Origin of the sequence: Rhodococcus sp. BH5, assembly GCF_027583855.1 — a bacterium.
Taxonomy (GTDB): domain Bacteria; phylum Actinomycetota; class Actinomycetes; order Mycobacteriales; family Mycobacteriaceae; genus Rhodococcus_F; species Rhodococcus_F qingshengii.
This window is the reverse complement of record NZ_JAJHVW010000001.1, coordinates 1,102,242-1,121,446: the sequence shown is the minus strand read 5'-3', so window position 1 is coordinate 1,121,446 and position 19,205 is coordinate 1,102,242. Positions and strand designations below refer to the sequence as shown.

General features: G+C 62.9%; 16 protein-coding genes. 7 read left to right on the top strand and 9 right to left on the bottom strand.

The annotated features are described in order from the left end of the window. The first annotated feature begins 5 nt into the window (after positions 1-5). From RhoBH5_RS05140 to RhoBH5_RS05130, 3 genes are all read left to right on the top strand, one after another. Positions 6-1,748, top strand: coding sequence for a glycerol-3-phosphate dehydrogenase/oxidase (locus RhoBH5_RS05140; protein ID WP_003940825.1), 1,743 nt, complete (start codon positions 6-8; stop codon positions 1,746-1,748). 174 nt (positions 1,749-1,922) lie between these two features. Further along, positions 1,923-2,390 carry a hypothetical protein gene (locus tag RhoBH5_RS05135; protein WP_228232568.1) on the top strand — a complete coding sequence of 156 codons (468 nt, stop codon included), beginning with the start codon at positions 1,923-1,925 and terminating at the stop codon, positions 2,388-2,390. A 50-nt stretch (positions 2,391-2,440) separates the two neighbouring features. Continuing rightward, on the top strand, positions 2,441-3,157 hold the full coding sequence (locus tag RhoBH5_RS05130; RefSeq protein WP_030535052.1) for a GAF and ANTAR domain-containing protein: 717 nt from the start codon (positions 2,441-2,443) through the stop codon (positions 3,155-3,157). Here the strand turns inward: RhoBH5_RS05130 and RhoBH5_RS05125 are convergent. Further along, positions 3,126-4,073 (bottom strand): LysR family transcriptional regulator, encoded by a 948-nt coding sequence (locus RhoBH5_RS05125; protein WP_270008005.1) that lies wholly within the window; start codon positions 4,071-4,073, stop codon positions 3,126-3,128. The two genes, RhoBH5_RS05130 and RhoBH5_RS05125, sit on opposite strands and share 32 nt — an antisense overlap. A 153-nt stretch (positions 4,074-4,226) precedes the next feature. Between RhoBH5_RS05125 and RhoBH5_RS05120 the strand changes: the two genes are divergently transcribed. Continuing rightward, the gene (locus RhoBH5_RS05120) at positions 4,227-5,603 is read left to right on the top strand and encodes an MFS transporter (protein ID WP_270008004.1); all 1,377 of its coding nucleotides are present in this window, start codon (positions 4,227-4,229) and stop codon (positions 5,601-5,603) included. Then, positions 5,600-6,343 carry a 3-hydroxybutyrate dehydrogenase gene (locus RhoBH5_RS05115; RefSeq protein ID WP_054188164.1) on the top strand — a complete coding sequence of 248 codons (744 nt, stop codon included), beginning with the start codon at positions 5,600-5,602 and terminating at the stop codon, positions 6,341-6,343. Before RhoBH5_RS05120 ends, RhoBH5_RS05115 begins: the two co-directional genes overlap by 4 nt. A 37-nt stretch (positions 6,344-6,380) precedes the next feature. Here the strand turns inward: RhoBH5_RS05115 and RhoBH5_RS05110 are convergent, their stop codons facing one another. The 3 genes from RhoBH5_RS05110 to RhoBH5_RS05100 all read right to left on the bottom strand — a co-directional run bounded on the left by RhoBH5_RS05110 (position 6,381) and on the right by RhoBH5_RS05100 (position 8,863). Continuing rightward, on the bottom strand, positions 6,381-7,265 hold the full coding sequence (locus RhoBH5_RS05110) for an aldo/keto reductase (protein WP_270008003.1): 885 nt from the start codon (positions 7,263-7,265) through the stop codon (positions 6,381-6,383). A 102-nt stretch (positions 7,266-7,367) separates the two neighbouring features. Beyond that, positions 7,368-7,904 carry a hypothetical protein gene (locus RhoBH5_RS05105; protein ID WP_003940745.1) on the bottom strand — a complete coding sequence of 179 codons (537 nt, stop codon included), beginning with the start codon at positions 7,902-7,904 and terminating at the stop codon, positions 7,368-7,370. A 17-nt stretch (positions 7,905-7,921) separates the two neighbouring features. Next, on the bottom strand, positions 7,922-8,863 hold the full coding sequence (locus tag RhoBH5_RS05100; RefSeq protein ID WP_270008002.1) for an oxygenase MpaB family protein: 942 nt from the start codon (positions 8,861-8,863) through the stop codon (positions 7,922-7,924). An 87-nt stretch (positions 8,864-8,950) separates the two neighbouring features. Between RhoBH5_RS05100 and RhoBH5_RS05095 the strand changes: the two genes are divergently transcribed. Beyond that, a complete protein-coding gene (locus RhoBH5_RS05095; protein WP_007727263.1) occupies positions 8,951-9,520 on the top strand; it encodes a TetR/AcrR family transcriptional regulator in 570 nt (189 codons plus the stop codon). On the opposite strand, the gene RhoBH5_RS05090 is transcribed toward RhoBH5_RS05095, so the two are convergent. Both RhoBH5_RS05090 and RhoBH5_RS05085 read right to left on the bottom strand, forming a co-directional pair. After that, complete coding sequence (locus RhoBH5_RS05090) at positions 9,507-10,298, bottom strand: DNA-formamidopyrimidine glycosylase family protein (protein ID WP_064688929.1); 792 nt, start codon at positions 10,296-10,298, stop codon at positions 9,507-9,509. The two genes, RhoBH5_RS05095 and RhoBH5_RS05090, sit on opposite strands and share 14 nt — an antisense overlap. 63 nt (positions 10,299-10,361) lie before the next feature. Continuing rightward, a complete protein-coding gene (locus tag RhoBH5_RS05085; RefSeq protein WP_270008001.1) occupies positions 10,362-14,909 on the bottom strand; it encodes an ATP-dependent helicase in 4,548 nt (1,515 codons plus the stop codon). A 106-nt stretch (positions 14,910-15,015) separates the two neighbouring features. Here RhoBH5_RS05085 and RhoBH5_RS05080 point away from each other — a divergent pair, with 106 nt between their 5' ends. After that, positions 15,016-16,347: an anaerobic C4-dicarboxylate transporter family protein gene (locus RhoBH5_RS05080; protein ID WP_003940851.1), complete on the top strand. Its 1,332-nt coding sequence runs from the start codon at positions 15,016-15,018 to the stop codon at positions 16,345-16,347. A 38-nt stretch (positions 16,348-16,385) separates the two neighbouring features. Here the strand turns inward: RhoBH5_RS05080 and RhoBH5_RS05075 are convergent, their stop codons facing one another. The 3 genes from RhoBH5_RS05075 to RhoBH5_RS05065 are packed head-to-tail and all read right to left on the bottom strand — an operon-like array spanning position 16,386 to position 19,135. After that, positions 16,386-17,477, bottom strand: a complete 1,092-nt coding sequence (locus RhoBH5_RS05075; protein WP_047271740.1) for an N-formylglutamate amidohydrolase — start codon at positions 17,475-17,477, stop codon at positions 16,386-16,388. Positions 17,478-17,511: 34 nt separating this feature from the next. Further along, positions 17,512-18,516 (bottom strand): acyl-CoA dehydrogenase family protein, encoded by a 1,005-nt coding sequence (locus RhoBH5_RS05070; protein ID WP_080961237.1) that lies wholly within the window; start codon positions 18,514-18,516, stop codon positions 17,512-17,514. Positions 18,517-18,571: 55 nt separating this feature from the next. Then, positions 18,572-19,135, bottom strand: coding sequence for a helix-turn-helix domain-containing protein (locus tag RhoBH5_RS05065; protein WP_007727247.1), 564 nt, complete (start codon positions 19,133-19,135; stop codon positions 18,572-18,574). Positions 19,136-19,205 lie beyond the last annotated feature (70 nt).

The following is a 19,205-nucleotide window of genomic DNA, read 5'->3' as shown; positions in this document are numbered from 1 at the left end:
CCGGGTTGAGTAAGCAGCAAGGTGCGCAGTTTCTCGGCCCGCAGCAGCGCGAAGCTGCTTGGGAACAACTTCAGACCGAGCAATTCGACGTCGTCGTGGTGGGCGGTGGTGTCGTCGGTGTCGGAGCGGCCCTCGATGCGGCCACCCGCGGGCTGAAGGTTGCGTTGGTCGAGGCCCGTGACTACGCATCCGGTACGTCCAGTCGCTCGTCGAAGATGTTCCACGGCGGTCTCCGCTATCTCGAGCAACTAGAATTCGGCCTCGTTCGTGAGGCGTTGCGTGAGCGCGAACTCTCGCTGACCACGCTCGCTCCGCACCTGGTCAAGCCGCTGAAGTTTCTGTTCCCCTTGGCTCACCGAGTGTGGGAACGCCCGTACATGGCCGCGGGAATCTTCCTCTACGACCGGATGGGCGGCGCCAAATCGGTCCCCTCCCAGAAGCACTTGACGCGGGCGGGCGCACTGCGCATGTCGCCGAGCCTCAAGCGCAGTTCACTGACCGGTGGCATCCAGTACTACGACACCGTCGTCGACGACGCTCGGCACACCATGACCGTTGCACGGACCGCCGCCCACTACGGCGCGGTTGTCCGAACGTCGACGCAGGTCGTGGGATTTCTGCGTGAAGCGGACCGGGTCTCGGGAGTTCGTGTTCGCGACTGCGAAGACGGCCGTACCGCGGAGGTCAAGGGTCACGTCGTCATCAATGCAACCGGTGTCTGGACGGACGAAATCCAGGCCCTCTCACGTCAGCGCGGACGGTTCCGGGTGCGAGCGTCGAAGGGCGTACACATCGTCGTCCCACGCGATCGCATCGTCAGTGAAGCCGCCATCATCCTGCGTACCGAGAAGTCGGTGCTGTTCGTCATTCCGTGGGGCAGTCACTGGATAATCGGCACCACCGACACCGACTGGAACTTGGATCTCGCACATCCAGCGGCAACCAAAGCAGATATCGACTACATCCTCGGTCACGTGAACTCCGTCCTGGTCACGCCGCTGACGCACGCCGACATCGACGGTGTCTACGCAGGCCTGCGTCCGCTGCTTGCCGGTGAGAGCGACGAGACGTCGAAGCTCTCGCGCGAGCACGCCGTTGCCCGTGTGGCTCCAGGCCTGGTCGCCATCGCCGGTGGAAAGTACACGACGTATCGGGTCATGGCGGAAGACGCCGTCGATGTCGCAGCAGAAGACATTCCGGCGCGAGTGGCGTCGTCGATCACGGAGAAGGTGCCGCTCGTCGGCGCCGACGGATACTTCGCGTTGATCAATCAGACTGTGCAACTGGGCGAGCAGTACGGCTTGCATCCGTATCGCGTCAAGCACTTGCTCGACCGCTACGGTTCACTCATCACGGAGGTCCTCGAACTCGGCCGACAGACGCCGGAGTTGTTGCAGCCCATCACAGATGCCCCCGATTACCTTCAGGTCGAGGCTGTGTACGCCGCCGCGGCCGAGGGTGCATTGCACCTCGACGACATCCTGGCTCGTCGCATGCGCATCGCAATCGAGTACCCGCATCGTGGTGTCAACTGTGCGCAACAGGTTGCCGGATTGGTTGCCCCGATTCTCGGTTGGGATGCCGCCACCGTCGAGCGCGAGGTCGACACGTACCGAGCGCGCGTCGAAGCGGAGATCGAGTCGCAGACCCAGCCGGACGACGAGTCGGCCGACGCCTTGCGCGCCGCAGCGCCGGAGTCTCGGGCCGAGATCCTCGAACCCGTCGTCGTGGTGCCGGATCGGGTCTGAGTCGCCCGTCGTTTGTTCTCGGTCTGTCGCGGGTAGGCGGATGTCGAATCACCACCCGTGTCAGCACAGACCGGTCGAGCGTCGCCCAGGAGGATCCCAATGTTCGGTAGTCGGTCGAGATCTGCTGAGGAACACATAGCCACTGCTTATCTGGTCACTCACCTGTGCGGAGCGATGGTAGGGCTGCAACTCTCGCGGTCACTCTCGGACTCGTACGGCGCGTGGGCCGACGGTGAGCTGGACTCGTTGCCGGGTGAGCTCGAGTACGAGATCGAGCAGCTGCTGCAACTGATCGAGGACACCCAGGGCATATCTCTGCCGCGGTACTCCAAGATCGACGCGACGGTCAATCGGATCAGGCGCCTCGTCCATGTCGACGCCATCTGGCGCAACCGTCTCGTGAAGCTGGCAACTCTCGAGATCATGCGGACCGCTCTGTGCGGCAAGAGTGCGATGTGGGAGGTCCTGAGAGACATTCCGGCCGGGGAGACGGAGGAGCAGTACCGCGAGCTCAACGACCTGGTGTCCAAGCAGATCACCACCGTCACGGCTCTGCATCACCGCGCGGCCACGGAAGCTTTTCAGGGGACGGACGGGCGGGAATCGGCGAGCGGCGGCGACCCCATCCGCTCGAGTAAGTAAGGTTTGTACCGTTCGGTGAAGAATTCGATGAACGGTAGACCCCGAGGTGTATGGAGATGGCTGAGCGCGACCAAGCACTGACAGAACCCACGGCAGTGTTCGCGGCGTTGGCGGAGATCCTCTACTCCGCCGCAGACAGCGCCGAGGTGTACTCCGCGATCTGTTCGGCGGCTGTCGAGTTGATTCCCGGTTGCGATCACGCAAGCCTGATGCTGCGACGGGGAAACACCAACGTCACGGTAGCGGCAAGCGACGAGATCGCCGAGTATGCAGACGATCTCGAACGTGCGACTGGCGAGGGGCCGTGCATCGACGCCCTCGACACGGAGGCGCCGCAGCTCGAGTCAGATCTTCGCACTCCGAATCAGTGGCCCGAGTTCGCTCGGAAAGTCGTGGCAGAGACACCCATTCGTGGCTCGATGGGGTTCCGACTGATGGTCGATCGTCAGAAGTTCGGTGCCCTCAACCTCTTCTCCGACACTCCGGGAGCGTTCACGGAAACTGTTGCCGACCACGCGATCATGTTGGCATCGTTTGCATCCGTGGCCGTCACCGCGCTGAACCGAGGAGAGGATGCCGACTCGCTGCGGCGCGGCCTGGCGAGCAGTCGCGAAATCGGTCAGGCCGTCGGTCTGCTGATGGCTTTGCATCGGGTGTCCGACGACGAGGCCTTCGACATTCTGGTGCGAACCTCGCAGAACATGAACGTCAAGATCGCCGAGTTGGCGCGCAAGGTCATCGTCCAGCATCGTTCGACTCTGGACTGAGCGCTTCGTTCGCCCCGGGCGAGCCGAGGAGTTGAGATCGCTTGAGATCCACCGTCTCTCGAAGTGCCGTCACCACCGCTGCGACTTCCGGTCGGCGCAAGGATTCAGAACGAGCCACCAACCAGTACGAAAGTCTGACTTCGATGTGAGCCGGCAGCACGCGAATAAGATCGTCGTGCTGCTCGGCCATGAAGCAGGGGAGCAGGCCGATGCCGGCACCCGCGCGCGTTGCCTCGATGTGGACGAACACGTTGGTGGACGTGACGGCCTCGCGCATGGAAACCGTGAGCTTGCGGGCCAGATCGAGTTCGTCGACCTGCAGCATCGAGTCGATGAAATACACGAGCGAGTGTTCGGCCAGATCTTCGGCACTTTCGGGAACTGCATTCTGACGTAGATACTCTCGGGAGGCGTACAAACCCAGCGCGTAGTCGGCCAGATGGACGGCCTCGGCGCGGTGAACTTGAGGTTTGCCGACAACAACCTCGATGTCGAGCCCCGAGCGTATCTGCGACGCCTTTCTGGTCGCGACGACTATCTCCACGCTCACGCGAGGATGGCGTCTGCGAACCGCTGCGCCGGCGGGGGCCGCGATGTATGCGCTGAAGCCGTCGGTGGCCGAGACCCGCACGACGCCGTCGAGTTGCTGCTGACCGGTGGAGTCGAGCGCCAGTTCGTTCACCGCGGCCTCGATGCGCTCGGCCGCGCTGAGGGCTTGTCTGCCCAGGTCGGTCAACTCCCAGCCGCCGGACGAGCGGACCAGTACACGGCCGCCGAGGCTCTTCTCGAGCGAGGCGATGCGGCGCGAAATGGTGGTGTGGTTGAGGCCCAGGTCGTCGGCGGCGGTGTTGAAGCGGCCGGTGCGACCGACCGCGAGAAGCACCAGTAGGTCGTCCGGGCTCAGTCCGAGTGTCATATCTGCATTTTTGCACCTGTATGGTGCGAGATTTGTCATTGTCGTGCCAAGAATCTGCACCGATACTCATCGAGTCACAAAAAATGTGCGAGCGGTCACATTCCTGATCGTGAAGAGCAGGCGAATCGCGAACTGAAGACGAGGGAGTCCACGATGAGCGTCGACAACATGCCGAAACCCGAGAGCCAAGCCCCACCATCGGGGCTGAAGAAGGTGGTCGGCGCCTCGATGGCGGGCACCGTGGTCGAGTGGTACGAGTTCTTTCTGTACGGCACGGCGGCCACTCTGGTCTTCAGCAAAGTCTTCTTTCCTGGCGGCGGCAACGAGCTGGATGCGATCATCGCGGCTTTCATCACCTACGCCGTCGGATTCGCCGCCCGGCCACTCGGCGGAATCGTCTTCGGATATTTCGGAGATAAGTTCGGCCGGAAGCAGTTGTTGCAGTTCAGTTTGCTGCTGGTCGGTGCCGCGACCTTCCTGATGGGCTGTCTACCGACATACGGTCAGATCGGCTACTGGGCGCCGGCACTGCTGGTCACGCTGCGCTTCATCCAAGGATTTGCTGTCGGCGGCGAATGGGGTGGGGCGGTACTCCTTGTCGCCGAGCACAGCCCGAATCGATCTCGCGGGTTCTGGTCGTCCTGGCCTCAGGCCGGCGTGCCGATGGGCAACCTGGTGGCCACTGTCGTGCTGTTGATCCTGACGTCGACGCTCTCGGACGAATCCTTCATGAGTTGGGGCTGGCGCGTTGCCTTCTGGCTCTCCGCGGTGATCGTTCTGGTCGGGTACTACGTTCGGACCAAGGTCACCGACGCTCCCATTTTCGTTGCGGCGCAGAAGGAAGCAGAACTGGTCAAGGCAACCTCGTACAGCGTTTTCGAGGTGGTCAAGCGTTACCCGCGCGGAGTGTTGACCGCGATGGGCCTGCGTTTCGCCGAAAACGTCATGTACTACCTCGTGGTGACCTTCTCGATCACCTACCTCAAGGTCGTCGTGCATGCGGACACGGCGCACATCCTCTGGTGGATGCTGATGGCACATGCCGTGCACTTCGCAGTGATTCCGTTGGTAGGCAAACTGTCCGACACGATCGGTCGACGCCCGGTGTACATGATCGGCGCCGTCACCGCTGGAACATGGGGATTCTTCGCCTTTCCGATGATGAACAGCGGGCACAATGCAGTCATCTTGTCGGCAATCATCATCGGGCTTGTGTTCCACGCGTTCATGCACGCCGGCCAACCCGCGATCATGGCCGAGATGTTCCCGACCCGGATGCGCTATTCCGGTGTCTCCCTGGGATATCAGGTCACGTCGATCGTGGCAGGTTCACTGGCTCCGATCATCGCGACCGGACTGCTGAGCAAGTTCGACTCCTCGGTTCCTATCGCGATCTATCTCCTGTTGGCATCCCTGGTCACCATCGTCGCAGTCGTTTTCGCGCGGGAGACCAAGGGAATCTCGCTCGAGTCCGTCGATGCTGCCGACGCACGAGTGCTCGCCGACGAGCGGGCCGGTGTTTCCGCATGACGCTCTCCGGCAAAACGGCACTGGTCACCGGTGGTGCCAGCGGTATCGGCGAGGCGTGTGCTCGACTCCTTGCCGCCCGCGGCGCCCACGTCACCGTCGCTGATCTCGACGACGTCGCCGCGAAGGCGCTGGCCGACGAGATCGACGGCACTGCGTGGGCCGTCGATCTCCTCGACACCGACCAACTCGTGGATCTGGCACTCGAGACGGACGTACTTGTCAACAACGCCGGCATTCAACGGGTCAGTCCCATCGAGGATTTCGACGTCGAGGACTTCCGGAAGATTCAACGCCTCATGGTCGAAGCGCCGTTCCTCCTGGTCAGAGCGGCCCTGCCGTACATGTACCGCAAAGGATTCGGGCGCATCGTCAACATTTCCTCGGTCCACGGGCTCCGCGCTTCGGCATTCAAGAGTGCGTACGTCACGGCAAAGCACGGACTCGAAGGGCTGTCGAAAGTTGTTGCGCTCGAAGGTGCCCCACACGGTGTCACCAGTAACTGCGTCAATCCGGGCTACGTCCTGACGCCACTCGTGCGATCCCAGATCTCCGACCAGGCAAAGGTTCACGGAATCAGTGAATCCGAGGTTGTCGAAAAGGTGATGCTCACTGAGAGCGCGATCAAACGGATGGTCGAGCCCGCAGAAGTGGCATCGCTGGTGGGGTGGCTGGCATCGACCGAGGCGTCGATGGTGACGGGGGCTTCGTACACCATCGACGGCGGGTGGAGCGCCAGCTAGATCACTCGGTCTGCTGTGTTGTTCAAGCTGCCGGGTTTCAGGCTTCGGGAATCTCGATTCCGAACTTCTCGCGGGTGATGACCTCGGGTTCGGGACCGCCGCGAACTCCGGTGTCGAGTGCGTCGATTGCGGAGAGTTCTTCGGCGGTGAGTTCGAAGTCGAACACGTCGAAGTTCTCCGCGATCCGCGAGGGAGTCACCGACTTGGGGATCACCTGGCGGCCCTGCTGGAGGTGCCAGCGCAGCATCACCTGTGCAGGCGACTTGCCGTGAGCGGTCGCGATGGCGCCGATGGTGGCGTCCTCGAGGGTCGAGCCGTGGGAGCCGTCGCGGTAGAACGTGATTCCGCCGATCGGTGACCATGCCTGAGACAGAATCCCGCGATCGGCGTCGGCCTCGAGCAAAGTCGACTGCCTGAAGTACGGATGAACCTCGATCTGGTTGACCGCCGGCACCACGGACGTTGCGTCCAGGAGTCGGGTGAGGTGATCCGGCATGAAGTTACTGACTCCGATGGCGCGGACCTTGCCGTCGGCCAGAAGCGTTTCCAACGCCCTGTACGCGTCGATCGTGCGCTCGAACTCGCTCGGCAACGCCTGATGGAGGATCAGAAGGTCGAGTTGTTCGACACCGAGTTTGCCTGCGCTCTTGTCGAAGGCATGCAGAGTCTCGTCGTATCCGTAGTCGGTGATCCAGACCTTCGACTCGACGAAGATGTCCGCGCGATCGAGTCCGGATCGCCGGATCGCCTCACCGACGCCCTTCTCGTTGCCGTAGGCCGCCGCAGTGTCGATATGGCGATAACCCGTCGACAGCGCGGACTCGACGGCGGCGACCGTTTCGTCCGGCGGCGTCTGGTACACGCCGAAACCCAGCGCGGGGATGTCGACGCCGTTGTTCAGTTTCAGGCTCGGGATGCTCATGTCGTCCACGGTAGCGGCGGCCGGGGGTTCGGCGGGAGTGACTGCTCAGCCGGGTAACGGCAGTACCCCTTCAGGCCTGGGGATTCGCGATCGGGGGACTCGTCAATGAGTGAGCACTATCTTCAACCCGACTATGAGGGTGGCGACGGCAGCGAGGCCGAAGGCTGCCAGATGTGTGTTCGTACTGACTTTCTCGCCGTGCAGTCGGCTGATCACGTAACTGGTGGAACCGATCCGCAGGATCAAGACGATTTCCGCGATCAACTGCGCCGTCCGTGGTTCCAGGAAGTTGAACCACGCCGTCGCGAGAATGACGACAGGAACAACCGCAGAGGTGAGGATCGGGACGGAATCGCGAAGAGAGTCGATTCTCTCCGCGGTCGTCAGTCGGCGATCGTTGCGAATGCTCTCGCCGACGCCCTCGGCAAATGTGTGGGCGATGTATGTCGACAATGCCGTGCCGACCACAATCGCGGCGCCGAGCGATTCCTGAGATTTCGTCACCGGTATGAGTGCGGCGAGGACAAGAATGTTGCCGTAGATGTACGCGGTGGTCCTCGCCGCCACACGTTCTTGTCCCAGCGGCGCACCGTGAGACGTGATCGGACGGTTCAGCAGGGTTCGCAGGTCCCACTCCATGTTCAGAGCATGGCAGATCAGACCCTGGGGCTGTAGTGCATCGGGTTATCTCGCTGCTCGAGCGGGGGCAGGTTGCGCGCCGGTGTGTGGACCAGTGGTGCATCGGCGGGGATTCGCCCGTCAGCTCGATCCCATCCCGCGCGAGCACGTGGCTGATACCGGTATCGCCACGGCACCAGACGGAAGACGGCGTTGACGGTGCGGCCGACAGCGTTGTGAATTTTCTGATCGCGACTGGTCCACGAGTAGCCGAGTAGGTCTCGAACCGGTTGGTCGTACATTCCGACCGTCAGCCACACGAATCCGCAGGCGAGGGGGATTCGGGCGAGCCGCCACAACGGATCGGGTAGCCACGTCATGTACGGGGGCTTGCCGAGTCCCGACAGGTCGAGGACGTCGCGGGTCGCCTTGTTGTCTTCGAGTACGTTGCGGCACATGTGGTCCCAGTACTCCTGAAATGCTTCCCAGGTCTCGGGAACAGGGCGCATGCTCATCCCGTACAGGCGGTACCACTGAATGTGCTCGGTGAAGAGCTGACGTTTCTGGGCCTCGGTCAAGCCACCGGAGAAGTTCTCGGCAGTGACGATGGTGCCCATGAAGAACGTTGCGTGCGCCCAGTAGAAAGTATCGGGATCGAGTGCGTGATACCGACGCCCCAACTTGTCGACGCCCTTGATTCGTGTGTGATAGCCGCGGACTTCTTCGGCTGTCTGCTGCGCGCGATCGCCGTCGAAGACCACGCCTGCAATGGGATACAGCGAGCGGTACAGCCGTTCCCACCGCTCGTCGAAGAATTGCGAATGCTCCTCGACTCCGGCGCCGAGGCCGGGGTGCATGTTCTGCATCGAACCGGCCCAGACGCCTTGCAGCATCCCGCGCCAGTCGCCGAAATACTTCCACGTCAGGGAATCCGGACCGAGGGGAACCGGGGTGCTGCTGTCGTCAAGTTGACTACGCATGTTGTCAGATTAGGATCGACAACAGCGGTAGTCAAGGATCGAATGCCGGGTGCATTGAAGATCAAGTGTCGGCGAAGTGGGGAAGTTGTGAGCATCGAAGAACGCAGGGCCACTCGAAAGGCGACGTTGTTCGACGTCGGAGTGACACTGCTCGGTGCGGTCGACGGTCCGGCCGTCAACGTGCGTGCGGTCTGCAAGGCTGCCGGTCTGACCGAGCGGTACTTCTACGAAAGCTTCACCGATCGCGATCAGTACGTTGTCGCGGTCCACACGTTTGTCGCCGAGCGCGCGCAGTCGGCGCTTGCGTCGGCAGTGGAGTCGGAGACGACATCCGAGGCCGTCGCCACCGCTGCGGTCGACGCTTTCGTCAAGCTGATGGTCGACGATCCGGCGATGGGGAGAGTGCTCCTGATCGCCCCGCTCTCGGAACCCGTCCTGAGCGGCCGCGGTATCGAATCGATGCCGGCGTTCGTCGACCTGGTGTACGACCAGTTGTCCGAGATCGCTGATCCCGTGGACAAGCAACTGGTGGCAGTCGGACTGGTCGGGGCGTTGTTCACACTGTTCATCGGTTATCTGGACGGCACGATCGTCGTGGACCGTGATCGATTTGTCCGCCACTGCGTCAGGCTGCTGATCAACGCTAACCAGGCGTGAAGGGCTGGCAGGCCGGGCAGAAGAAGATATTTCGCTCGGTGAGCTGATCCGGTCCGAGGATGTCTTCTCTGATGCGAGTTCCGCAACGGCGGCATGGTTTTCCGCGTCTGCCGTACACCCATGTCTGCCTACCGGGGCGGGTGTCGCCGGTGGTGACCCGGATGCGACGTGACTTGTTGACGTTGATGGTGCGAAAAGACAGATCCACTATCGCGTCGAGATTCCCCGCGAGATGTGTCGGCGTTTTCGGGTGAATACCTCGTAGGAAGCAGATCTCGTTTCGGTACACGTTGCCCAGTCCGGCCATCACCCGCTGATCCAGGAGCGCGATTCCGATCGGTACGGAGTCGGCGGCCCGTAGATTTCGGGCGGCCACGGAACTGTCCCAATCGGTCCCGAGCAGATCCGGTCCGAGATGTCCGACGGCCTCCTGTTCCTGCCCGAGTTCGAGGATCTCGGTGATTCCCAGTGAAAAGCCAACTGCTACAGAGTCTTCGGTGGCCAAGATGATGCGCGCTTGATGGGCGGGTCGGCGCCAGCGCTCGCCGGGGCGATAAATCTGCCACTGACCTTCCATCTTCAGATGCGTGTGAATGGACGCTTCGCCCACTCGGATCAGGAGATGTTTTCCGCGGCTGGCGACGGAATCCACGCGGTGGCCCGAGAGATCAACCGTGGCGTAACGAGGAACGCGGACGTCGCAGGTGGTGAGTACCTTCTCGGCCAGGGCAGCGCGCAGTTCATTGGCGGCCCGCCACACGGTATCGCCCTCAGGCATGGTCGCCGCACCCACACTTCAGGATCTCAACTTCCACGATCTCAATCATCATGACCCCAATCCTCATGACCGCAACCGGAATCCGCGAGGGGTGGCCGCGAAGCCGGCTTCGACCAGGACCGGAGCAAAATCGTTGCCGTGGATGGTCTCTCCGTCGACCTTCTCCACTACCAACTTGTCGATGGCGCGAGAAGTCACCTTCTGAGCAAGTGACAGTGCTGCCAGGCGCAACGTTCCGCCGTCGTCGGTGAATGTCAGGATCGTGCGACCGCCGCGCTCGACGAACAGAACCAACTCACCCTCCACCAGAACTACCAGTGCGCCGGCTTTTCGTCCGGGTCGGTGTCCTGGTGACTCTTCGCCCCCCGACGCCGGCCACGGCAGCGCCGCGCCGTACGGGTTTGCCGAGTCGCACGCCGCGAGAGTGACTGCAGCCGAGGAGGTGTGGCGCCCCTCGATGGAATCACCGAACGTCCGCAAGCGGTCCACCATGGGAGGCGTGGAGAATTGAGCGCCGCCCAGGGTGTCCACGAAGTATCCGCGTCGAGCGCGCCCGTTGTCCTCGAACGTGCTCAGTACCTTGTAGATCAACGCGAAACCGCCCGGCACGTTCTCGCTCATCACCGAACCGCGGGTGACGACGCCGTATCGTTCGAGCAGCAGATCAGCCGTGGCGTGCGCCCGGATAGTGGGGTCAGGTTCGATACCTGGCAGCTGGAACCACCGACCGGAGGCAGTTGCCGGTCCCGTGCGCGCGGGCGTGGAAGCGCGGGCCATTCCGCGGTACGGACGGGCCCGCGGAACACGGCGAGGTGATCGGTGACTGGTTGTTGTTCTGGTGGTGTCGGAGAGAAGTGCGCGCAGCGGTGCAACGGTGTCGTTACCGATGTGTCCGAGCCACACCAACTCCCACAGCGCCGTCGTCACCGCACTGTCGACCGTGTCCGCAGCCGACTCCGTAGTTCGCAACGCGTCGACCAACTGGCGGAAGAAGTAGGCACCGCCGCCGGACAGCAGGTCGAGGATGCGCTTCTGCAGTTCCGAGACGTCGGTGTCGGCGGGTGAATTGAGCGTGATCGGTGCCAGGTCGGCGGGGTGCAGCACTACCCACCCGTCCTTGCCCGAGATAGCTCCCGATCCGGACCACAGGACTTCACCCGTCGACGTGAGTTCGTCCAACATCGCGGGAGAGTAGTCGGCAACTCGGCTCGGCAGGATCAACGATTCGAGAGCGGACGCCGGAATCGGAACGCCGGCAAGTTGATCGACCACCGTTGCAACACCGTCGATTCCTCGCAGCGTGCCGCCCACGTGCTGCCAACTGGGAAGGAATCGCCCGAGGGTCGCGGTGCTGACCGGCTCGACCTCCTGCCGTGCCGCGGCGAGCGAGCGACGCCGCAAGCGACGCAGGACCTCGGCGTCGCACCATTCGCTCCCGGTTGCAGACGGGCGGAATTCACCTTCCAGGACCCGCTTTTCGAGCGCGAGCCGACCGAGAACGTCACGCGCGACTGATACTCCGAGACCGAAGCGTGCAGCCGCGTCGGCGAGAGTGAAGGGACCGTGGGTGCGGGCGTACCGGCTCAGGAGGTCGTCGAGTGGTTGATCGACCGGCTCGATGAACGCGGCCGGAACGCCGATGGGTAGGGGAACGCCGAGTCCATCGCGAAGCCGCGCTGCATCTTCGACGACGGTCCACCAGCTCTCGCCCGCATACGAGACGTGGAGGGCGCGTTTGTCCGTAACCAACTTCTCGAGCCATGAGACCGGGTCCTCGAGACAGCGTTCGGTGACTTCTTCGGTGGTCAGCGGGCCGAGCATGCGGAGGAGGTCGGCAACACCCTCGAGGTCCTTGGCCTTTCGGTCAGGGACGAGCCGTTGCAGTTCACGTTCGGCCTGCTCGATCACTCCGGCGTCGAGGAGCTCGCGCAGTTCGACGCGGCCGAGGAGTTCGGCCAACAGCGTGGAGTCCAAGGACAAAGCGGCGGCGCGTCGCTCGGCGAGGGGGCTGTCGCCCTCGTACATGAACGCACCCACGTAGTTGAACAGGAGCGCACTGGCGAACGGAGACGGAGAGGCCGTCTCCACCTCGACGATTCGAATCTGCCTTTTCTCGATCTTGCCGAACAATTCCTTCAGTGCAGGCAGGTCGTAAACGTCCTGCAAGCACTCGCGTACGGTCTCGAGCAGGATCGGGAAGGTCGGGAACTTGCGGGCGACGTCCAGCAGTTGCGCCGACCGCTGACGCTGCTGCCACAGTGGTGCACGTTTTCCGGGATTGCGGCGGGGGAGAAGCAGTGCGCGGGCGGCACATTCGCGGAATCGGGAAGCGAAGAGCGCGGAGCCGCCCACCTCTTGGGTGACCAGATCTTCGATGTCCTCGACGTCGAAGGTGAACAGTTCGGCGCCGGGAGGTTCGTTCTCGGTGTCGGGGAGACGGATGATGATGCCGTCGTCGGAGGCCGTCGGACTGGAATCGACGCCGTATCGTTCCTGCAGGCGCGCCCCGATGGCGAGGGCCCACGGTGCGTGAACCCGTTGGCCGTACGGGGAATGCAGCACCAGACGCCAGTCACCGAGTTCGTCGCGGAAGCGTTCGACCACCAGGGTTCGATCCGACGGCACCTGCCCGGTGGCATTCTTCTGCTCACCGACGAGTTGGATCAGGTTGGTAGTCGCGTTGTGATCGAGCCCGCCCACGCGGCAACGCTCGACGACGTCGGCTTCGTTGCCGAGAGCCGTTTCGCGGACGAACTGCCCCAACGCCTGTCCGAGTTCGGCGGGGCGACCGAGTCCGTCGCCGTGCCAGAAGGGCAAACGACCCGGCATGCCGTAGGCGGGGCTGACCAGAACCCGATCGAAGGTGATCTCCTCGATCCGCCAACTGGTGGCGCCGAGCGCGAAGACGTCGCCGACCCGGGATTCGTAGACCATTTCCTCGTCGAGTTCGCCGACGCGGGACGCTTTCTCGCCAACCATGTAGACGGTGAAGAGGCCGCGGTCGGGGATTGCGCCGCCGGAAGTGACGGCCAAACGCTGCGAACCCGGGCGGCCCGTGAGCGTGTTGGACTCACGATCCCAGACAAGGCGAGGACGTAATTCGGCGAACTCGTCCGAGGGGTACCGCCCCGCCAGCAAGTCCAGAGTCGATTCGTACGCCGAACGGGGAAGCGTTGCAAAGGAACCGCTTCGGCGCACGGTCTCGAACCAGTCGTCGACGTCGATCGGTTCGAGAGCGGTGGCCGCAACAGTTTGCTGAGCGAGGATGTCGAGGGGATTGGCCGGAACGGCCATCGCTTCGATCTTGCCTTCGACCATGCGCTCGACCGTCACCGCGCAATGAATCAGGTCGGTGCGATGCTTGGGGAAGACGACGCCTCGCGATATCTCACCGACCTGGTGGCCGGCGCGGCCGACACGTTGCAGGCCGCTGGCAACCGAAGGCGGTGCCTCCACCTGGATGACCAAGTCGACGGCGCCCATGTCGATTCCGAGTTCGAGACTGCTGGTGGCGACGACGCATCGCAATCGACCCGATTTGAGGTCGTCTTCGATGAGGGCTCGCTGGTCTTTGCTGACCGATCCGTGGTGGGCGCGAGCAAGGAGGGATTCTGCGCCGTAGTTGACCTCGGTGGGAGCCCCGATCTGCGCGGGCGGGCGAGATGTTTTCTCGACGGCCAGACCGATGCGTTCTGCATGAATCTCGTTGAGCCTGGCTGTCAATCGTTCGGCGAGGCGGCGAGAGTTGGCGAACACGATGGACGATCGGTGGTCGAGAACGAGGTCGACGATCTGTTCCTCGACGTGGGGCCAGATCGAACCGGCTTGCGGGGTGGGAGATTCGGAACCGTCTTCCGGCGTCGCGATCCCCAGTTCGGTCATGTCCTCGACGGGAACACGGACCGTGAGGTCGAAGGTCTTGGCGGCAGGCGGTGCCACGATCCGGATGGGTGCCGAACCGGCGAGGAACCGCCCGATCTCCTCGTGCGGACGGACAGTGGCCGACAATCCGATGCGTTGCGCCGGACGCTCGAGCAAGCCGTCCAGGCGTTCCAGTGAGAGCGCGAGGTGAGAGCCGCGCTTGGTGCCCGCCACCGCGTGAACCTCGTCGACGATCACGGTGTCGACACCGACCAGTGTTTCCCGGGCAGCGGAGGTGAGCATCAGGAACAACGACTCAGGCGTGGTGATCAGGATGTCCGGAGGACATTTGATCAACGAGCGTCGATCGGCCTGGGACGTATCGCCGGAACGGACACCGACGGTGATCTCGGGCGGGGTGAGGCCCAGACGTTTCGCAGTTTGTGTGATGCCGACCAGCGGCGCGCGAAGGTTCCGCTCGACGTCCACACCCAGCGCTTTGAGCGGCGATATGTAGAGGACTTTGGTGGCGCGTTCGCCTTCGTCCTTGGCGGCGAGTTGATCGAGCGCCCACAGGAACGCCGACAATGTCTTGCCGGAGCCGGTGGGTGCGACGACAAGAGTGTGAGAGCCACTCGCGATGGATTCCCAGGCACCGAGCTGCGCAGCAGTCGGCGCGCTGAAAGCCCCGCCGAACCACTCGCGTGTGGCGGGCGAGAACCTACCGAGGACGTTGGTCACGACCACCATATTGCCCCTTCCCACCGACAGCGTGTTCGTGCCTGCAGCCGAAGTGCAGAGCATACTATTTGCCCTGTTATAGCGATTCTCTTGTTATCGAGAAGGCGAGTGCCTGATGGAAGCAGTCAAGATTGTCCTCGAGCTGGCGGTAGTGCTCGGGGCGATTGTCATGGGTACCAGATCGAGCGGTGTCGCTCTCGGTCTGTGGGGCGGCGCAGGTGTTGCCGTCCTCGTGTTCGTCTTCGGAGAGGACGTCGGCAGTCCGCCGGTCGACGCTCTCCTCATCGTCCTGTCCGTCGTCCTCGCGTCGTCGATGATGCAGGCGGCCGGTGGTATCGATTGGATGGTCACCATCGCGGCCAAGTTGATCGAATCTCGCCCGAAACAGATCACGCTGATCGCACCGTTGGTGTCATTCCTGTTCTCGGTCGGTGCCGGCACGTCCAACATCCTCTACCCGCTGCTCCCCGTCATCTACGACGTCTCGTACAAGAACGGTGTGCGGCCGTCACGACCGCTGTCGCTGTCAGTTGTCTCGACCGGTGTGGCGCTCGCGTGTAGTCCGGTGTCCGCGGCAATGGCGGCAATGGTCACGCTGACCGACGTGCCGCCCTACGATTTCGAACTCATCGACATCATCAAGATCACCTTCCCGGCTGCTGTTGTCGGCATCGTCCTTTCCTCAATCGCGGTCAACCGACTCGGCAAAGACCTCGACGACGACCCGGAGATACAGGCAAAGATGAAGTCGGGCGAATTGGCCGGACCTGGTGCAGCTTCCAAGACCGAACTCGTCTCGACGAAGACCGGACGAAACGCGGCACTGATCTTCCTGGCCGGCGTCCTGGCTATCGTGATCTTCGGCCTGTTCAAGGGGATTCGTCCCGAAGCTGCCGACGGTACTCCGATGGGGATGACACCGATCATCGAAATGCTGATGTTCGTCGTGGGTACGTTGATCCTGCTGGTGTGCCGCCCGAATGTCGCCGACGTGCCGTCGTCGACGGTGTTCCGTGCCGGTATGGTCTCGGCCATCGCGCTGTTCGGTCTGGCATGGCTGACGGACACGTTCATCAGCGCCCATTCCGAGCTGATCACGAGCACCGTCGGCGACTGGGTCAACGCCGCGCCGTGGATCTTCGCGCTCGGTGTCTTCCTGGTCTGTGTACTGACGACCAGTCAGTCGACCGCTACGAGGACCATCGTGCCGATCGGTCTCGCTGCCGGGATTGCACCCGGTCTGGTGAGCGGAATGTGGGCCGGAGCGTTTGCCGGCGTCTATCTGTTGCCGACAAACGGTTCGCAGATCGCGGCTGCGAACTTCGACCTCTCGGGCAGCACGAAGCTCGGTTCCAAGCTCGTCGACCACTCGTTCTTCCTGCCGACCATCATCTTGGCCGTCACGACGATTGCGGCCGGCGCGTTGTTCGGAGTGGTGCTCGGTTGAGTATTGCGGCTGAGTCAGCCCTGAGTGACAGCGCTGAGTCAGCTGTTGCGGTAGTGGTCCCAGCTCGCCTTGCACGCGTGGGCGAGCTGGTCCACCCGTTCGGCGTCGGGTGTCGGCCAGTCGACGCCGGGTTCCATGATGTAGGCGGCCAGTTCGTCTCCCAGTAGGAACTCTCGTTTGAATTCGGCCTGAACCGCGCTCAACGTGATCCCGGCTTCGGCGGCGCGGGCGCTCAATTCGGCGAATCTGGCTCCGGCTCGAATGATTTCGAAACTGCCGAGGTACGGCTGATTGAGAGCGACGGCATCCGGATCGTCGACCTGAAATCCCTTGCGATGTGAGATCGCAAGTGTGCGTATGAGCTCCGGATCCATCGTCACGGGATTGTCGCCGCGTCGATTGCCGTCGTGGTCGCCACGATTGGAGAGCGCGACGACGTCGGGGAGCCGATCTGCTTCCGGCCGTTCGACATTGACGGCGCCGTCCTGCCGGGTGGTGTGGTTCATCGTGTCGTGGAACGACAAGGTCGTGAACGATCGACCGAGTTCGAAGCTCTTCGCCACCATGGCTTCGATCAGTGCGTCGCGAGTTCTCTCGTAGACGCCCAAACCGTGTTCAGCTGTCTCGGTGAAGGTCTCGGCGAGGTCCTTCCAACCCGCGTCGTCGGTAGGCTCGAGCAGCAGGGGGTAGAACGAGAAGGTGACAGGGCGAACTGCGTCGACACCGGCGAGGTCCGCTTTGTTGCCGGCACCGGCCTCGTGGACGCGGGCGAAGGCCTCGCGCAGTGACGCTTCCAGGTTTTCGGGCTTCGCACGGTTGGGATCGCGAATCATGCGAGGGTGCGGATTCTCGACGTACACGATGCGCGAATCGATTTCGGCCCAACGGCGCACGATGGGACTGGTGGACATGTCGGTGAAGTCGAACTGCAGCCGCTGTGTGAACTCGGGTGCGAGAAAGCGTGAGAGTTCTGCTGGAATCGCGGAACCCGAGTGTGGGCAACTGACAAGAAGGTCGGCGTCGGCGATGGCGTCGTCGAGACTGCGGGAGTCACGATCGGCATAGAACGTCAGGTCCTCCGCCGTGAACACGGTTCCGGCCGGGATGAGTACTGGTTCTCCGCTGGTCATGAATCCCAGCGTAATCGAGTACAACCGTGCGTACTCAGTATCCGGTGAGTCGTTCCACGAGAGCCGTTTTGATCTCCGGGCGACCAGCCGCGACAAGAGTGAAGGTGGCTTCACGCATGAGCCGCTCGGGGGTGTTGCTGCCGACCAGAGCGCGGCTTCCGGTCGCAGTCACGAGTGCGGCCGACGCGCGTATCGCAAGTTCCGACGCTCGGGCGCGGGCGGCCGACATGTCGCCGCCGTCGCGCAGTGCTGCATCGAGATCGGCGCGCGCCCGGGTGGCTTGTTCCTCGAACGCGTCGGTGTCGACTCCCAGATCCGCGAGTTCGGTGACAGCACGGCGGGTGATGCCCATGGCCATCGCGCCGTTGAGCCACAAGCCGGGGAGCTGGGTGCTCTGGAATTGTTCGTCGCTGACGACAGCACAGACGTCGGTATCGGGAATTTCGAAAGCGTCGAACACGATTCGGACGGTGTTGCTCCCGCGCGCCGCGATCAGTGGAAGCTCCTCGATCGTCAGACCCGGGGCCTCGCCCACCGGTACGACGGAATGAACGATGGAATTGTCGAACTCGTCGCGCGCCGACACCAAGAGAACATCGACGATGCCCCAACCGGTGACGAAGGGTGCGATCCCGTCGAGGACGTAGCCGTCGTTCACCCGCTTCGCCCACAGGAGCGGTGGGCGGGGGATGGCGCCGGCATAGGCAACCCCACCGCGAATCGTGCCGGAAACCAGACCGTCCCAGTATTGTTCGCGCAGAGACGTATTGGTACTCGCTGCCAGGGCTCCGACGACGCCGTGATGCTGCATCCAGGTGAACGTCGTCGCGAGGCAACCGCCGCACAAGGTTTCGAGGACCTCGACCAGTTCTTCGCTGCTGGGGCCACCCTCACCGAGGGCGGCGATGCCGTAGAAGCCGTCGGCGGCGAGCGCGTCGAAATGGCTGCTGGGGATTTCTCCGTCGGCGTCGACGCTGTCGGCGACGGGAAACAGAACGGTATCGGCGATTTCGCGCGCAAGTTCCGGCCACATGGTCACGCTGTCAGGGTAAGCCGTGAGCGGGGGGTTGTGGTGTGGAACCTCAGCCGCGCATCTAGAACGAGGGCGGCGAACTCACGATGAGGAACCTCGCGACCGCATCGGTGCGATTGAACCACCGGTGCGGGATGGTCGAGGTGTAGAGGAGGGTGTCGCCTACGTGAAGAACGTGATGCTCGTCCAGTCCCACCTCGACCTCGACAGATCCTTCGAGAACATGAATGAACTCTTCGCCGGCGTGCTCGGTGTGCTCACCTGCCTCGGAATGAGGTGCTGCCGTGATCTCGTTGGGTTCCATGGTCCGTGAGCCGGTGGAGCAGAATCGAATCACCGAATCGTGTGCCAGTTCGAAGGTTCGCCCCTCGCCGGCGCGGACGAGGCTGGACGGAGTTCGCTCACCCTGTGCCAAGAGTGCGTGCGCCGTGGTGCCGAGCGATTGCGCGAGGCGATGAAGGTTCATGACACTGGGTACTGCGTGGCCGTTTTCGGTCTGGCTCAGGAAGGGCTGGGACAAGCCCGACTTCACGGCAACCTCGCGCAACGTCAGTCCGGCTTCTTTTCGCGCCGTCCGCACGGCAGCCCCGATTGCGGTCGCTATCGCCTTCTGGTCGTCGTCCATGTGCCGAAGATAGCAGTGCTCTGGTGAAAGTTTTGATTACACAGACGAAACAAATTCGACCACGGTAAGA

Excerpts from the sequence above, each read along its gene's own strand:
- RhoBH5_RS05135 (WP_228232568.1), top strand. The coding sequence starts at position 1,923 with ATGGTAGGGCTGCAACTCTCGCGGTCACTCTCGGACTCGTACGGCGCG.
- RhoBH5_RS05130 (WP_030535052.1), top strand. The coding sequence starts at position 2,441 with ATGGAGATGGCTGAGCGCGACCAAGCACTGACAGAACCCACGGCAGTG.
- RhoBH5_RS05125 (WP_270008005.1), bottom strand. The coding sequence starts at position 4,073 with ATGACACTCGGACTGAGCCCGGACGACCTACTGGTGCTTCTCGCGGTC.
- RhoBH5_RS05120 (WP_270008004.1), top strand. The coding sequence starts at position 4,227 with ATGAGCGTCGACAACATGCCGAAACCCGAGAGCCAAGCCCCACCATCG.
- RhoBH5_RS05115 (WP_054188164.1), top strand. The coding sequence starts at position 5,600 with ATGACGCTCTCCGGCAAAACGGCACTGGTCACCGGTGGTGCCAGCGGT.
- RhoBH5_RS05110 (WP_270008003.1), bottom strand. The coding sequence starts at position 7,265 with ATGAGCATCCCGAGCCTGAAACTGAACAACGGCGTCGACATCCCCGCG.
- RhoBH5_RS05105 (WP_003940745.1), bottom strand. The coding sequence starts at position 7,904 with ATGGAGTGGGACCTGCGAACCCTGCTGAACCGTCCGATCACGTCTCAC.
- RhoBH5_RS05100 (WP_270008002.1), bottom strand. The coding sequence starts at position 8,863 with ATGCGTAGTCAACTTGACGACAGCAGCACCCCGGTTCCCCTCGGTCCG.
- RhoBH5_RS05090 (WP_064688929.1), bottom strand. The coding sequence starts at position 10,298 with ATGCCTGAGGGCGATACCGTGTGGCGGGCCGCCAATGAACTGCGCGCT.
- RhoBH5_RS05085 (WP_270008001.1), bottom strand. The coding sequence starts at position 14,909 with ATGGTGGTCGTGACCAACGTCCTCGGTAGGTTCTCGCCCGCCACACGC.
- RhoBH5_RS05080 (WP_003940851.1), top strand. The coding sequence starts at position 15,016 with ATGGAAGCAGTCAAGATTGTCCTCGAGCTGGCGGTAGTGCTCGGGGCG.
- RhoBH5_RS05075 (WP_047271740.1), bottom strand. The coding sequence starts at position 17,477 with ATGACCAGCGGAGAACCAGTACTCATCCCGGCCGGAACCGTGTTCACG.
- RhoBH5_RS05065 (WP_007727247.1), bottom strand. The coding sequence starts at position 19,135 with ATGGACGACGACCAGAAGGCGATAGCGACCGCAATCGGGGCTGCCGTG.